Genomic DNA, 15,788 nt, shown 5'->3' with positions numbered 1-15,788 from the left:
GCAAGCCGCCTGCGGCACCGCCGCCGAAGAGGGCCGAGCCGGAGGCGCCGCTGCTGCCGACCAAGGTGCAGACCGTGGTGGTCACCGCCGACGAGAACAACATGCGCGTCGACCGCTTTCTCGAGGCGCGCTTCCCCGGCCTGTCGTTCTCCCACATCCAGCGCATCGTCCGCAAAGGCGAGCTGCGCGTCGACGGCAAGCGCGCCGATTCCAAGGACCGGCTGGAGGAGGGCCAGAGCGTGCGCATCCCGCCGCTCAAGCTCGATGCGCCGAAGGAGCGCGCCGGCCTCACCGAGGGCGAGCGCAAGACACTCGAAAGCCTGAAGGCGATGACCCTCTATGAGGACGACGACGTGCTCGTCCTCAACAAGCCGGCGGGCCTCGCCGTACAGGGCGGCTCCGGCATGACGCGGCACATCGACCAGATGCTGGAGGTGATGCGCGACGCCAAGGGCCAGAAGCCGCGGCTCGTGCACCGGATCGACCGCGAGACCTCCGGCTGCCTGCTGATCGCCAAGACCCGCTTCGCCGCGACGCATCTCACCGGCGCCTTCCGCCATCGCTCGGCCCGCAAGGTCTATTGGGCGCTGGTGGCCGGCGTGCCCAAGCCGAAGCAGGGCCGCATCTCGACCTATCTCGCCAAGGACGAGGGCGAGGACGACACCATCATGCGCGTCGCCGCCCATGGCGACGAGGGCGCCAGCCACGCGGTGACCTACTACGCCGTGGTCGAGGCCTCGGCCACCAAGCTCGCCTGGGTGTCGCTGAAGCCTGTCACGGGCCGCACCCATCAGCTGCGCGCGCACATGGCCCATATCGGCCATCCCATCGTCGGCGATCCCAAATATTTCAACATCGAGAACTGGTCGCTGCCCGGCGGCCTGCAGAACCGGCTGCATCTGCTCGCGCGCCGCATCGTCATCCCGCACCCCCGCGGCGGCGTGATCGACGTGACCGCGCCGCTGCCGCCGCACATGCTGCAGTCCTGGAACCTGCTCGGCCTCGAGCACGACCGCTTCGACCCGATCGAGAACGCGCCGGAGGAGTGACGAGCTCTCGTAGCCCGCATGAGCGTAGCGACATGCGGGTTCAATCGAAAAGCGCGTGAGACCCCGGATGTCGCTGCGCTCATCCGGGCTACATGCCTCATTTCCCGAACTGCTCCAAAAACAGCTTGAGCGAATCGTGCGGGGTCTCGACGTCGAGGATCACCCAGCCGTCCGGGCCCTTGACGACGATGAAGTTGAGCGAGATGCGCCGGCCCTGGTTGTCGAAGCTGGCCGCGACATAGGTCTTGTCGAACTGCCGGCGCAGGATCGAGATCGCGACCGGTCCGAGCTTCCAGCGCGGGCTCTGCACCAGGAAGTCGTAGGGCTCGCGCCGCGGTGCGGCCCAGGCTTTCGCGAGGCTCGGGTCGAAGAACTGCCCCGCGATCTCGGCCGTGCGCGGCAGGCCGGCGGAGAGCTCCGGCGCGCCCTGGCCGTAATGCGCATAGACGTTGCGCACCAGCGATTCCGGCGTTCGGAAGCCGGCGGCCGCCGGGGCAGCGCTGCCGAGCAGCAGGAGGACGACAAGCAGGAGACGCATCGGCAGCTCGCATTTCGGTCCATCAGGGCTTATCTACCGCGCAAACAACAAATCCCGTGTGATCTTCCCTGCAGGAGGGCCGGAATTCTGATGCGAGAGCTGTTTGACGAGGTTGTCGGCCAGGGCAAGCCCGATCCGCAGGAGGCCGCGCGCCAGGCGATGCGCGCGCCCCAGCGCAAGCGCTTCTACAAGGAGGCGGGCAGCGCGGAGGCCGAGGGCGGCTTCCATGTCACCCTGGACGGCCGGCCGATCCGCACGCCGTCGGGCCGGATCGTCGTGGTTCCGGTCAAGGAGCTGGCTGAAGCCGTTGCCGCGGAATGGGGGGCCCAGGGCGAGACGATCGATCCCGCGACGATGCCGCTGACCCGTTTTGCCAACAGCGTCGTCCAGTCGGTGGTCGAGCGCGTCGATGACGTGCGCGAGGACATCGCCAGATACCTCCAGTCCGACCTGCTGTTCTACCGCGCCGGCCATCCCGAGGGGCTGGTCGACCGCGAGGCGGAGCATTGGGACCCTGTGCTGGACTGGGCCCGCGACAGTCTCGGCGCGCATTTCATTCTGTCCGAAGGCATCATGCATGTGAGCCAGCCCGATGCCGCGGTGCAGGCGGCGCGCGAGGTGCTGCCGACCGGCCCGTGGGCGGTGGCGGCCGCGCATGTCGTGACCACCGTGACCGGCTCGGCGCTTCTTGCTTTGGCGCTGGCGCACGGCGTGCGCGATGCCGACCAGGTCTGGGCGGCCGCGAATGTCGACGAGGACTGGAATGTCGAGCAATGGGGCGCCGACGAGGAGGCGATGCGGCGCCGCGCCGCCAAGCAGATCGACTACCAGGCCGCCGTCCGCATCCTCCGGGCGGTCGATGCCGCCGTCTGAGGCCGGTTAACGCCGGGTTTAGGGCAAAGGTCTAGTCTGCCGCGCGTAAACCGAGTACGCGCATGGTCCAGAGTGTCACCCCGCCGTCAGCCGTCAGCGCCGTTCGCAGCGTGGGAACCGCGGCATCCGGCGCGGCGGCCAGCGCGCCGTCGGGCACCACCCTGCAGGCCGGCACGCTGATCAGCGCCCGGGTGCAGCAGGTGCTCGCCGAGAACCTGGTTCAGGTCGCAATTGGAAACCTGTCGCTGGAGCTCGCCAGCGAATTGCCGCTGCAGGCCGGCCAGTCCGTGCAGGTCGCGGTGTCGCAGACCGCGCAGGGACTGCAACTCGCCATCGTCGGGCAGGGCACGGCCTCCGGCACGGGCGGCGCGCCCACTCCTGCGGCCACCGTCGTCGACGTCACCGGACGCCTCGCGCCGACCTCGGCGCCGCCGCCGGATCCGCTGACCGGGCTGGAGCGCCTGGCCGTGTCGATCGCGAGCGAGGAGGCCGCTACCCGCCAGGGCAGCCAGGGCCAGCTGTTCGCCGATCTGCAGGCCGTCGCCGACTCGCCGAACCTGCCGCCCGCGCTGCGCACCGCGGTCAATCAGGTGCTGGCGCAGCAGACGCCGCTGACGTCGGCCCTGACGGCCGAGGACGTTCAGGCCGCTGTCCAGAACTCCGGCCTGTTTCTCGAAACCTCCCTGGCCAAGGGCAGCGCCGCTTCGGCGCCATCGGATCTGAAGGCCGCGCTGATCGTGCTGCGCCAGACGCTGGCCACGGTGCTCGCGAGCGTCGATTCCGGCACGACCGCGTCGACACCGTCGCCGGGCGCGTCCTATGCCGCGGTGCTGTCGGAAGCCGGCCGCGCCGCGGCCGCGCAGCAGAATGGTGGGCCGTCGCTGGTGCCGGACATCGAGATCGAGCTGCCGCCGCAGCCTTCGCAGCTCTGGGCGGCAGGCATGGCACCACCCGATGCGGCGTCCGCCGGCTTCACCGGATCGGCGCTGATCGAGAGCCTGACCGGCGCGAAGGCGCAGTCGCTGACCCCAGGCGCGGTGCTGGCCGTGCTGCAGGAGGCACAGCAGCAGATCCCGCGTGCCGCCGGGCTCGTTCCCGGCCGCAACGGCCGCGGCGACGTGGTCGTCCGCACCAACACCCCGCCGCCGCCATTCCGCGGCGGCGCGCCGGTGCCGCAGCATGTCGCGATGCCGACGCTCACACAGGACACGCCGCTGCCGGCGATCGCCCATCGCCTGCTCGACGAGACCGATCAGGCGCTGTCGCGCCAGACCCTGCTGCAGGTCGCCTCGCTGCCGGATCGACCGGACGCGTCGTCTCCGCGCAACGATCCCACGCAGCCGCGCTGGAATTTCGAGATCCCCTTCGCCACCCCGCAGGGCACCGCGATGGCGCAGTTCGAGATCTCGCGCGACGGCGGCACGCAGGCGCCCGACGCAGCCAAGCGCACCTGGCGCGCGCGCTTCTCGCTCGATGTGGAGCCGGCTGGTCCGGTGCATGCGCTGATCTCGTTCAACGCCGAGCGGACCTCGGTGCGGATGTGGGCCGAGCGCCCGTCGACCGCGGCGCGCCTGCGCGCCGGCCTCTCCGAACTGAGCCAGGCGCTCAGCCGCGCCGAACTCTCGCCCGGTGACCTCGTCGTGCAGGACGGCGCGCCGCCGGCCGCGATGCCGCCCAAGGCCGGCCATTTCCTGGATCGCGCGCTATGAGCATCGACGTGAAGGCCGCCAACAAGACACAGCTCGCCGTCGCTCTGCAGTACGAGAAGGGCCAGGGCGGCGCGCCGCGTGTCGTCGCCAAGGGCAAGGGCACGATCGGCGCCAAGATCATCGAGGTCGCGAAGGCGCACGACATCCCGATCGAGGAGAACGAGGTGCTGGCCGGCGCGCTCTCCAATGTCGAGCTCGGCGACGAGATCCCCGAGGAGCTCTACAAGGCCGTCGCCGAGGTGCTGGTGTTCGTGCTGAACCTGTCGCGGCCGGTGCGCTAGCGCGCCGCATTGTGATCTCCGTCATGCCTCGATCGCCATCGCCCTGTGATAGGGAGAAACGGACTTCGACGGAGAGATGACGCAATGCCGATGATGAGCCGCCGTCACGTGCTTGGCCTGATCGCCGGGGCCGGCCTGTTGCCCGCGCGCACGCTGGCGCATGTCGCGCCGCCGCGCAACGAGATCCGCCCCTCGTTCGCGCAGCGCTTCACCGATATCGGCACCAAGGGCACGTTCCTCGCCTACAAGGTCGAGGAGTATCTCATCATCGCCAGCGACACCGAGCGCTCCGGGGAGGCGAAGCTGCCGGCCTCGACCTTCAAGATCGCCAACTCGCTGATCGCGCTCGACACCGGCGTCGTCGAGGATCCCGACAAGGACGTGTTCAAATGGGACGGCGTCACCAGGCCGATCGAGGCCTGGAACAAGGATCATACGCTGCGCAGCGCGATCGCGGTCTCGGCCGTGCCGGTCTATCAGGAGATCGCGCGCCGGATCGGGCCGGAGCGGATGCAGACATATCTCGAGGAGCTCGACTACGGCAATCACGACATCGGCGGCGGCATCGATCAGTTCTGGCTGACCGGCAGCTTGCGCATCGACCCGGTCGAGCAGGTCGATTTCATCGATCGCCTCCGGCGCGGCGCGCTGCCGGTCGCCAAGCGCAGCCAGGATCTGACGCGCGACATCATCCCGACGACCAAGGTCGGTGATGCCGTGATCCACGCGAAGTCGGGGCTGCTCGGTAAGGAGCAGGGCTCGCTCGGCTGGATGGTCGGCTGGGTCGATAAGGGCGACCAGCCGACGGTGTTCGCAATGAACATGGACTGCCCCGAGCCGCGCCACGTCGAGGCCCGGATGACGCTGACGCAGGCGTGCCTGAAGGACATCGGCGCGGTGTGATCTCGTTACGCTGTCGATGGCGGCCCCACGCTCTCACCACGTCATTGCGAGGAGCGAAGCGACGAAGCAATCCAGAGTCTCACCCATAACACTGGATTGCTTCGCTGCGCTCGCAATGACGTGGTGAGAGCGGCGCTTCGCAATGCGTGCAGAGTCGTAGGGTGGGCAAAGACGCAGGGCAAGTTGTGAGTTGCGAGCGGCCGTGTCGCGCGCCGTGCCCACCGTCTCGCCTGTGGCACGACCGCGGTGGGCACGCGCCGCCTGACGGCGGCACTTTGCCCACCCTACGTTTTCATCAGCGCCGCGCGAGCTCGAGATCGACGCCCTTGATGTCCGTGCCGGCGGGGCGGATCGACACCGTCTGCCGCTTGCCGCTGGTGGTCAGCGCCAGGCCGGCGGAGAAGGTCTGGCCGCGCGCCTGGGCTTCGATGCGGTTGCCGACGGCGCGGCCTTCGATCGTGCCCGAGGCATTGTGGCTCGACTCCGTCCACTGGCCGGAAATCTCGCCGCCGCGATAGGCGACGTCGCTGGAGAGGTCGATGTTGTAGCTGTCGCTGGCGCAGCGGATGTTGAGCCGGAGCTGCTCGCCGGCGCCCCCGACGTCATAGGCCGCGCGGCAGCGCAGCCGCTCCTGGTTGCCGTCGGACAGGCTGATCACGCCGCCGCCGGTCCAGGCGCCTTCCAGCGCCCGGAACGGCGAGGCGGGCGCGCCATGGGCCGCCCCGCCCACGGCGAGGGCAGCGAGCAGGGTGGGAAGTGCAAGGCGAGAGGCGCGCATCATCGGGCTCCGTTTCATCGTCGAAAAGCGAGCGACAACGCAGGAACACACGATACGTTCGATCCGTCACCTCAAAAATTGATCCGATTCGTTCTATTTTTGCTCACGAGAGCTTGAACAGCGTACGCAGGAAATCCGTCACCGCCTGGCGCGCCGCCTCCGCGGTCGCCGGATTGCCACCGACATGCGGATCAAGTTCGACGCAGGGGTCCTGATAGGTGAAGGGCTGCTGCGTCTCGGCATTCATCAGCATGCCGCCGTCGCCTTCGACGATGCGGCAGTTGCGCACGGTCTGGGCCTTCGGCGCGATGGCGAGCATGTTGGCGCCGAGCAGGCCGATATCGAAGCCGTGCGGCGAGTCCGGATATTCGGTCAGCTCGACGTCGCGTCCCGCAGCCTTCAGCCGCTCGACGAAGGATTTGCAGGTGTGCACCGGATTGTAGTCGTCCGGTCCGCCGTGAAAGATCCGGATCGGCCGCGCCACGACATCGGTGTCGCCACGATAGCTCGTGGAGCAATCCGGATAGAACGGGATATAGGCCGCGAATTGCAGTCCTGACGTATTCCAGCGCCTGTGGAAGCGCTCGAGGCTCGCATACAGCGCCGCCTGACCGCCGCGTGAAAAGCCCATCAGCGCGATGCGGTCGGGATCGACGCGCGGATGCTTCGCCAGCACGTCGAGCGAGTGATAGATGTCCATGATGAGATTGAGGCGGCCGAGCTGCGCCTGATTGGTGCTGGTCGCGGTGATGCCGCGGCCGGTGAAGCCGTCGATCACGAAGGTCGAGATGCCCATCGCGTTGAAGGTCCGTGTCCAGGCCGCGATGTTGCCGCCGACGCCGCCCGAGCCGTGCATCAGCACCACGACCGGCAGCTTGCCGCTGCCCTGCGCGACGCGCAGCTCACCGACCACGGTGACCGGCTTGCCGCCCTCGTCGCCGGACAGGAACTGCCGATCGGACAGAGTGAGCGAGGGGATCGGATACATCTCGATCCGTGCCGGCACGTCCTTGGAAATGCCTTGCGCATGGGCTGTGCCGCCGAGCCCGGGATATAGCAGGGCAAGCACCGCTGCGATCACGTGGCGCGCGCGCCAGGCGGCCCGCCACCTCACCCATGAAAAACCACGCGCGTATCTCGCCGCTGCGTCGTTGGTGTGCCGCTCCATGACGATCCTCCTGCATGCCGCTTGTCGCGCGGCTTTGCAGCTCAGTAGAACGGGCAGGCGCGAGGCTGTCAAACGGCCGCGCAGGCCCGCCGACGCACGGTCGTGGAGAACGCGCTGCGCTAGCCGTACCGTGGTGCGTCATCAACGCCGATCGGCAAGCCGGAGGCGATGCGAAGACTGCGGCTTCGACCGGACCGATGAGTCCCCGACGGTGACCTGGTGCTGATGACGAGTCGTTCTGTGGCGGGCTACCGGCGCTATCAGCTGCCTTTCGCGGTATGAGCAAGACACCAGTGCGACAAAGTGTGCGGGGGCTGCGGCGACCAGCCACTGACGCGTTGTCGCAGCCCCCGGTTTTGTCGAGGAACGTCGCTGGTCGAGCGCTGGCGCGTCACCTATGTAACCGCCGCACGAACGTGCGTCAGCTCGCGACGGTGGTATACGGCGCGCCAAATTCGCGAGCGGCGATCTTCGAATCCGGACGATCGGATCGTCTTCGACGATCTGGTCTGATCGCTGTGAAATCTCTGTGCGCCGGCGATTTGCTTAGATGGGCTTCATGTCGAAAGAGCAGTTGATCCGTTCCGCCGGCGTTGTGTTCTCTGCAATCTCGGTTCTCTCTCTTGCAGCATGCGGCGACGGTGGCGGCGCAGCCGTGCCGCACGCCGCCAATGCGCCGGAGGTCGGTGTCGTGAAGCTCGAGTCGGCGCCGGTGACGTTGACCAAGGATCTGCCGGGTCGGATCACGTCGATGCGCATCGCCGAGGTGCGGCCGCGTGTGAGCGGCATCGTGATCGAGCGCAGTTTTCAGCAGGGCGGCATGGTCGAGGCCGGCGCGGCCTTGTACCGGATCGATCCCGCGCCGTTCGAGGTCGAACTCGAAAAGGCGCGCGCGGCGCTCGCGAAGGCGGAGGCCGTGCTCTATCAGGCCGATCGTCAGGAGGATCGGCTGAAGAATCTCTTGAAGGGCGAGGCCACCACCCAGGCGCAATACGAGCTCGCGGTGGCCGCCGAGCGCCAGGCACAGGCCGACGTCGCCGCCCAGAAGGCTGCGGTGGCGCAGGCGCAGCTCAATCTCGACTGGGCCACGGTGCGAGCGCCGATCTCCGGCCGCATCGGCCGCGCGCTGGTGACCGAGGGTGCGCTGGTCAATCCGAACGAGACGACGCACCTCGCCACCATCCAGCAGCTCGATCCTGTGTACGCCGACTTCACGCAATCCGTGGACGAATTGAACCAGCTGCGGCGCGATCTGGCCGAAGGCCGCCTGAAGAGCGTGTCGCGGGAGGCGGCGCGCGTCCGCCTGCTGTTCGATGACGGCTCGATGTACAAGCATCCCGGCCGGCTGCTGTTCTCCGATGTCAGCGTCGATCCCGGCACCGCGAAGGTGACCTTGCGCGGCGAGTTTCCAAATCCGGAGGGCGAGCTGCTTCCGGGCATGTATGTGCGGGTGCAGATCGAGGAGGCGATCGATGCCGCCGGCATCGTCGTGCCGTCGCAGGCCGTGCAGCGGACGACGGCGGGCGGCAGCGCCGTCTATGTCGTCAACGATGAGGGGCGGGCGAACCTGCAGCCGGTGCGGCTCGGGCGCGCGCTCAATGGCGGCATGCTGGTCGAGGACGGTCTCAAGCCGGGCTGGCGGATCGTCGTCGACGGCTTCCAGAAGTTCGGCCCCGGCAGCGCGGTCACGCCGGTGGCGTGGAAGGGCCCCGGGTCCGACAAGCCGTCGGCTTCGAACTGAACGCGGCCGGCCCGGAGACCATTTCCCATGTCACCTTTCTTCATCGCACGTCCGATCTTTGCCTGGGTCGTGGCGATCTTCATCTGTCTTGGCGGCATCCTTTCGATTCCGTTCCTGCCGGTCGCGCAATATCCGATCATCGCGCCGCCCTCGATCTCGATCTCGACCGCCTATCCCGGCGCATCGACCGAGAACCTCTATTACAGCGTCACGCGCCTGATCGAGGAGGAGCTCAACGGCGCCTCCGGAATCCTGAACTACGAATCGACCAGCGACACCACGGGTGAGGTCGAGATCATCGCGCAGTTCAAGCCGGGCACCGACATCGAGCTCGCTGCCGTCGACGTGCAGAACCGCATCAAGCGCATCGAGCCGCGCCTGCCCGAGGCGGTGCGCAAGCAGGGCATCGTCATTCTCGAGGCCTCCAGCGCCATCCTGCAGTTCGTCACACTGACCTCGACTGACGGAAGCCTCGACGAGATCGGCCTCGGCGACGTCGCCACCCGCTACGTGCTGCCCGAGCTGCGGCGCCTGCCGGGCGTCGGCCGTGCCCGTCTGTTCGCGACCGAGCGCGCGATGCGCATCTGGCTCGATCCCGACAAGCTGCTCGGCCTCGGCCTGACCGCGCAGGACGTCGACGCCGCGATCGCGGCGCAGAACTCGCAGGTCGCCTCCGGGATCCTCGGCATCCCGCCGTCGCCGTCGACCCAGCGTACCCAGAACATGGTGCTGGTGAAGGGCCAGCTCGAATCGCCGGAGGAGTTCGGCAACATCGTGCTGCGCGCCAATCTCAACGGCTCCACGGTCAAGCTGTCCGACGTCGCCAGGATCGAGGTCGGCGGCCTCACCTACGCGTTCTCGTCCTGGCTCGACGGCAAGCCCGCGGCCGCCGTCGCCGTGCAGCTGGCGCCGACCGGCAATGCGCTCGCCACCGCCAAGGCGGTCAAGACCCGCATGGCCGAGCTCGCCGGCTTCTTCCCGCCCGGCGTCAAATACGAGGTGTCCTACGACATCACGCCGGTGATCGCCGCCTCGGTCAAAAAGGTGCTGATGACGCTCGGCGAGGCCGTCGTGCTCGTGTTCCTCGTGATGTTCCTGTTCCTGCAGAACATCCGCTACACGCTGATCCCGACCATCGTCGTGCCGATCGCGCTGCTCGGCACCTGCGCGGTGCTGCTCAGCCTCGGCTTCTCCATCAACGTGCTGACCATGTTCGGCATGGTGCTGGCGATCGGCATCCTGGTCGACGACGCCATCGTCGTCGTCGAGAACGTCGAGCGCATCATGGCCGAGGAGGGGCTGTCGCCGCGCGAGGCCACCGTCAAGGCGATGGAGCAGATCACCGGCGCGGTGATCGGCATCACCCTGGTGCTGATGGCGGTGTTCGTGCCGATGGCCTTCTTCCCTGGTTCGGTCGGCATCATGTATCAGCAGTTCTCCGCCTCGATGGTGGTGTCGATCGGCTTCTCGGCATTTTTGGCGCTGTCGCTGACGCCGGCCTTGTGCGCGACCCTGCTGAAGCCGATCGAGCAGGGGCATGGCCATGCCAAGCGCGGCTTCTTCGGCTGGTTCAACGGCTGGTTCGGCCGGGTGACCAGCCGCTACAGCGCCGCGACGCGCTGGGTCGTGGCGCGCGGCGGCCGCTTCATGATCATCTATGTGCTGCTGCTGGCGGGGCTCGGCTATTCGCTGTGGCGTCTGCCCGGCGGCTTCCTGCCGGTCGACGACCAGGGCTTCGTGATGGTCGACGTGCTGACGCCCCCCGACGCCAGCACCAACCGCACGCTCGACGTGATCAAGACGGTCGAGAAGACGCTCGCCGAGACGCCCGGCATCGACACCGTGTCGTTCATCGCGGGCTTCAGCTTCTACGGTCAGGGCTCGAACACGGCACAGGCCTTCGTCACGTTGAAGGACTGGTCGGAGCGCGGCCGCAACGAGAGCGCGGACGCCTTGATCGCGCGGCTGAACCCGGAGCTGTCGAAGATCAGGGATGCCGAGGTGTCGGTGCTGGCGCCGCCGCCGATCGACAATCTCGGCAACACCTCGGGCTTCAGCTTCCGCCTGCAGGATCGCTCGCAGCGCGGCTACGAGGCGCTGATGGCGGCCAAGGACCAGCTGTTCGCGGCCGCCGCGAGCTCCCCGGTTCTCGGCAAGCTCAGCGTCGAGGGATTGCCGCCGGCGCCGCTGGTGCGTCTCGAGATCGATCGCGCCAAGGCGGCCGCGCTCGGCGTGACCTTCGCCGCGATCAACGGCGCGATCTCGACCAGCCTCGGCTCGAACTACATCAACGACTTCCTGAACCTCGGCCGCATGCAGCGCGTCATCGTTCAGGCCAACGACGACAAGCGGACCAAGCCGGAGCATCTGCTCACCTACAGCGTGCGCAACAGCGCCGGCGAGATGGTGCCGTTCTCGTCGTTCTCGCGCATCGCCTGGTCGGTCGGCCCGACCCAGGTGGTCGGCTTCGACGGCTATCCGTCGGTGCGCATCACCGGCAATCCCAAGCCCGGCTACACCTCGGGTGACGCGATCGCCGAGATGGAGCGCCTGATGGGCACCCTGCCGAAGGGCTTCGGCTATGCCTGGACCGGCCAGTCGCTGCAGGAGAAGCTCGCGGGCTCGCAGGCGGTGTTCCTGCTCGGCCTGTCGATCCTGTTCGTCTTCCTGTGCCTCGCCGCGCTGTATGAGAGCTGGGCGATCCCGTTCGCGGTCATGCTCGCGGTGCCGCTCGGCCTGGTCGGATCGGTGGCGGCAGCCTGGCTGCGCGGCCTGCCGAACGACGTCTACTTCACGGTCGGCGTCATCACCATCATCGGCCTGTCGGCGAAGAACGCCATCCTGATCATCGAGTTCGCCAAGGACCTGCGGGCCCGCGGAACGCCGCTGATCGAGGCGACGGTGACCGCCTGCGAGCTGCGCTTCCGGCCGATCATCATGACGTCGCTGGCCTTCATCCTCGGCGTCGTGCCGCTGGTGATCGCCACCGGCGCGAGCGGCGCCAGCCAGCAGGCGCTCGGCACCGGCGTGCTCGGCGGCATGCTCACCGCGACCTTCCTCGCGGTGTTCTGGGTGCCGGTGTTCTTCGTGATGGTGATCCGCTTCTTCAGCCGCGACAAGGCGGCGGTCGCCGAGGCGCCGAAGGTGGAGGTGCCGTCGGCGGCGCATTGAGGCCATGTCCCGCTGAAGAGACGCGCAGCTTCTGCGCGTCTTCCCCACGAATGGCGGGAGTGAAGCGCCTTCACAGTAAAGGTCGGCTGAGTTCCAGCTCGCTTCACTTCCAGCTTCGGTGGTTATGGGTCCCGGCTCAAGGCCGGGACGACGGCAGAGTCTTCGGCCCGGCTCTCACGTCATCATCAGTGTCGTCCCGGCGAACGCCGGGACCCATGACCACCAATCGAGGTGGGCGGCAGATTTAAGGCCAGGGCTTCCGTCAACTTTTCCGCTGTGGCTGGTGAAGGCCCGCGGTACGACGTCAGATGTCGTGGTTGCGCCTAGAATCCGGCTCGAACATATATGATCATACTGATCACGCATTGAGAGATGAAGGGCGTCCGATGCAACGGCGGGATGTGCTGACGGGGCTGCTCGCGGGCGCGCTGGGCGCGACGATGCCAGGGAGGGCGCAAGCCGTGACACCGGAGGATAGCGCGCGCGAGTATCAGCGCCAGGCCATGGCGCCGTTTCCGCTCAAGCTGATCGAAACCACGGGCGACAATGCTCTGGCCAAATGGCAGGAGCTCAAGGCGGCCGGGCAGGGCACGCCGGTGGTGCTCGGCGGCGAGGACGAGCACCAGTCCCTGGGCAACCTGCTGACGCCGTTCGCACCGCATGGACCTTACGGCCCGCCGCTCCGGCCGGTCGAGGACATCCTGCGCGACGCTGCGTCGATCAGGTTTCCCGATGATTTCATCCAGCGCAGCAAGGACAGCAACGAGGCCGCGATCAGGCAGTTCAAGGAGATGCTGGCGGCCAAGCCGGACATGCCCTTGCCCGTGATCACCGAGAGCAAGGACGGACAGCCGCGCACCCTGACACGCGACGAGACCATCGCCGCGATGCTCGGATCCGGCCGCGAGCCGCCGCTCGGCGATTGGCCCGACACGACGGATGCGATGGATGGCCTGTCGGTCGTCACGGATTATCGCACTGGACAGCCGCTCAAGAAGGTCATCATCGGTCTGGCGCCGACCGACGACTGGACGACCATCCCGGCCATTCTGCGCTGGGGCCATTGGAATGGCTGCCCGAAGCCGGAGGAGCACGTCGCCGCGTTCAGGAGCTGGCGCGACCGCTACGGCGCCGAACTCGTCGCCATCACCTCGGACGTGATCAACCTGCGCGTCACGCGACGGCCGCAGACCCGCGACGAGGCGCTCGCGCTGGCGCGCGAGCACTATGTCTATTGTCCCGACAATATCGACCAGGGCGTCGGCACCTTCAGTGCGCTCGCCGCCGCCTTGATGAGCAGCGACTGGTGGTACTTCTGGTGGGACTGAAGATCGGCTGGTCTGAGTTCAGGACGGCTACCAGGAGAACATCGTGGTAGCTGATAGTTGTTGATCCGCTGACCTCGGCTCCGATCTGCCCGACGGGCTATCCGCGCAAGGCCGCCATGCGCCGATTGCCCGTCGTGCCAGTTTGTCGCGGGCTGATCACTTGTGTCGTCGGGCAAATCACCTCCACATTTCCGCGCGTCCGGGCCCGCCAAGAGGGACGTTTCGCGATCGTCACGAACGTCGGGTCCGCGATGCGGTGGGCGCGTTGCTCCGCAGCCTGGTTTCGGCCGGGCGGACGAACGGAGCGATGCGACGGTGAAATCGTGTGGTCCTGGCCTCCCGGTGCCGAGGTCAAGCGGGCGGGATGATGATCCGTTCGCGATGGGGGCAATCAAGCCGGTCCCCAAGGAGAGCACGTATAATCCGCTCAAACCATCGCGCAGGGAAGGCCGGGATGTTCCCAGCCGAACCTGTGGTTCCTGCCCCGTGCATTTTTCTCTGCACGGGGGCCATGGGGGCGGCAGGCTCCCGGCCTTCCCTGCGCCTCTTCTTGAAAAGGAAGAGGGCGACGGATGCAAAGCCCGGGCGTATCAGCCGCGGGATCGCGATGTCATGTCTCCTCATGCTTGAAAGCCGACGGATGCGGCGGGTTCGCGCCGCGATGCCAGCGGCGCTGTTCGACAGCTGTGAAGTCAGAGTTTGCGTCTGCTGGGCGTCGTGCTCATGCCGAGATGACGATGCGGGCGCATCTCAAGGTTGGGCGCCGGGACCTTGCGCCGACATGCCGCAGAAATTGTGCCGCGGCCATCTCTGGAAAATGATCTGCAAGACGAGCCGTTTACCGCATTCGCTAAACATGACGCATCGCAAAACGCCTGAAATCGCGCTTGACATGTTTAGTCCGTGCAAATCTACTAAACAAAATACTTAACTCGGACGTTTGATCCGGGACGATGAGGAAACGCTTGCGGCTCCCGCTGTCGTTGTGACGGCGCATTTGGCCGCGGGCTGAATATCGCCGGTCCCTGCGCGAAGGCAGGGCGGCGCCAACAGGGAGGGAGTGCCAGATGAAGTTGCTGCAGACATTTGCACTGGCGGCGACCGTCGCCGCCGCGACAGGGCTCGGCGCATCCGCGCCGGCACGGGCCGAAGGAAAGACCATCACCTTGTGCTGGGCCGCATGGGACCCGGCCAACGCGCTGGTCGAGCTGTCGAAGGACTTCACCGCGAAAACCGGCGTCAACATGAAGTTCGAGTTCGTGCCGTGGCCGAACTTCGCCGACCGCATGCTCAACGAGCTCAACTCCAAGGGCAAGCTCTGCGACCTGATGATCGGCGACTCCCAATGGATCGGCGGCGCCGCCGAGAACGGCCACTACGTCAAGCTCAACGAGTTCTTCGACAAGGAAGGCATCAAGATCTCCGACTTCATGCCGGCCACCGTCACCGGCTATGCCGAATGGCCGAAGGGCTCGCCGAACTACTGGGCGCTGCCGGCGATGGGCGACGCCAATGGCTGGACCTACCGCAAGGACTGGTTCGCGCGGCCGGAGATCCGCGAGGAGTTCAAGAAGAAATTCGGCCGCGAGCTCGAGGTGCCGAAGACGCAATCCGAGCTGAAGGACATCGCCGAGTTCTTCCAGAAGCGCGTGATCGACGGCAAGACCGTCTATGGCGCGGCGATCTTCACCGAGCGCGGCTCGGAAGGCATCACCATGGGCGTGACCAACGCGCTCTATCCGTTCGGATTCAAGTACCAGAACCCGAAGAAGCCCTATGACATGCAGGGCTTCGTCAACTCCGACGACGCCGTGAAGGGGCTGGAATTCTACAAGGCGCTGTACAAGTGCTGCACGCCTCCAGGCTATTCCAACGGCTACATGCAGGAAGGGCTCGACGCCTTCAAGTCCGGCCAGGTCGCGCTGCAGATGAACTGGTTCGCGTTCTTCCCGGGCCTCTACAAGGATCCGAATGTCGGCGGCGACAAGATCGGCTTCTTCGTCAACCCGGCGCAGAAGGAGAAGGGCTCGCAGCTCGGCGGGCAGGGCATCTCGGTGGTGGCCTATTCGCCCAACCGTGCCGAGGCGCTCGCCTACATCAAGTGGTTCGCCTCGCTCGATACCCAGAAGAAGTGGTGGTCGCTCGGCGGCTATAGCTGCCACAAGGGCGTGCTCAACGACCCCAACTTCAAGAACACCGCGCCGTTCGCCGCCGACTTCCTGGTGGCGATGGACCAGGTGGTCGACTTC

Annotated in this window: 12 protein-coding genes; 9 read left to right on the top strand and 3 right to left on the bottom strand. The window is 67.0% G+C overall.

Going from position 1 to position 15,788, the window contains the following annotated elements; all coding sequences use genetic code 11:
• Positions 1-1,049 (top strand): RluA family pseudouridine synthase (locus tag BRAS3809_RS27985; RefSeq protein WP_035659104.1); only part of this gene is annotated, 1,049 nt, incomplete at its 5' end.
• Positions 1,050-1,146: 97 nt separating this feature from the next.
• Here BRAS3809_RS27985 and BRAS3809_RS27980 read toward each other — a convergent pair.
• Entirely contained in the window at positions 1,147-1,587 is a 441-nt protein-coding gene (locus tag BRAS3809_RS27980) for a hypothetical protein (protein WP_008965364.1), read from the bottom strand.
• 90 nt (positions 1,588-1,677) lie between these two features.
• Here BRAS3809_RS27980 and BRAS3809_RS27975 point away from each other — a divergent pair, with 90 nt between their 5' ends.
• The 4 genes from BRAS3809_RS27975 (at position 1,678) to blaOXA (ending at position 5,353) form a co-directional block, all read left to right on the top strand.
• Complete coding sequence (locus BRAS3809_RS27975) at positions 1,678-2,460, top strand: ATP12 family chaperone protein (protein WP_008965363.1); 783 nt, start codon at positions 1,678-1,680, stop codon at positions 2,458-2,460.
• A gap of 62 nt (positions 2,461-2,522) precedes the next feature.
• Entirely contained in the window at positions 2,523-4,169 is a 1,647-nt protein-coding gene (gene fliK / locus BRAS3809_RS27970) for a flagellar hook-length control protein FliK (RefSeq protein ID WP_008965361.1), read from the top strand.
• Positions 4,166-4,450, top strand: a complete 285-nt coding sequence (locus BRAS3809_RS27965; RefSeq protein WP_008965360.1) for an EscU/YscU/HrcU family type III secretion system export apparatus switch protein — start codon at positions 4,166-4,168, stop codon at positions 4,448-4,450. The genes fliK and BRAS3809_RS27965 overlap by 4 nt, the downstream gene beginning before the upstream one ends.
• An 84-nt stretch (positions 4,451-4,534) precedes the next feature.
• Entirely contained in the window at positions 4,535-5,353 is an 819-nt protein-coding gene (gene blaOXA / locus BRAS3809_RS27960) for an OXA-1091 family oxacillin-hydrolyzing class D beta-lactamase (RefSeq protein WP_008965359.1), read from the top strand.
• A 295-nt stretch (positions 5,354-5,648) separates the two neighbouring features.
• On the opposite strand, the gene BRAS3809_RS27955 is transcribed toward blaOXA, so the two are convergent.
• Both BRAS3809_RS27955 and BRAS3809_RS27950 read right to left on the bottom strand, forming a co-directional pair.
• A complete protein-coding gene (locus tag BRAS3809_RS27955; protein WP_008965357.1) occupies positions 5,649-6,134 on the bottom strand; it encodes a hypothetical protein in 486 nt (161 codons plus the stop codon).
• A gap of 100 nt (positions 6,135-6,234) precedes the next feature.
• Entirely contained in the window at positions 6,235-7,299 is a 1,065-nt protein-coding gene (locus BRAS3809_RS27950; RefSeq protein WP_008965356.1) for a dienelactone hydrolase family protein, read from the bottom strand.
• Between the two features lie 559 nt (positions 7,300-7,858).
• Between BRAS3809_RS27950 and BRAS3809_RS27945 the strand changes: the two genes are divergently transcribed.
• From BRAS3809_RS27945 to BRAS3809_RS27930, 4 genes are all read left to right on the top strand, one after another.
• Positions 7,859-9,040 carry an efflux RND transporter periplasmic adaptor subunit gene (locus BRAS3809_RS27945; protein ID WP_008965355.1) on the top strand — a complete coding sequence of 394 codons (1,182 nt, stop codon included), beginning with the start codon at positions 7,859-7,861 and terminating at the stop codon, positions 9,038-9,040.
• A 27-nt stretch (positions 9,041-9,067) separates the two neighbouring features.
• Complete coding sequence (locus tag BRAS3809_RS27940) at positions 9,068-12,211, top strand: multidrug efflux RND transporter permease subunit (protein ID WP_008965354.1); 3,144 nt, start codon at positions 9,068-9,070, stop codon at positions 12,209-12,211.
• 386 nt (positions 12,212-12,597) lie between these two features.
• The gene (locus BRAS3809_RS27935; RefSeq protein ID WP_240535787.1) at positions 12,598-13,539 is read left to right on the top strand and encodes a DUF4253 domain-containing protein; all 942 of its coding nucleotides are present in this window, start codon (positions 12,598-12,600) and stop codon (positions 13,537-13,539) included.
• Between the two features lie 1,067 nt (positions 13,540-14,606).
• On the top strand, positions 14,607-15,788 hold a 1,182-nt coding region (locus BRAS3809_RS27930), incomplete at its 3' end, for an ABC transporter substrate-binding protein (RefSeq protein ID WP_035659101.1).

The sequence above is a fragment of the Bradyrhizobium sp. STM 3809 genome, assembly GCF_000239795.1.
GTDB lineage: Bacteria > Pseudomonadota > Alphaproteobacteria > Rhizobiales > Xanthobacteraceae > Bradyrhizobium.
Note: the sequence above shows the minus strand (reverse complement) of the source record. Positions and strands in the feature narration are given on the sequence as shown.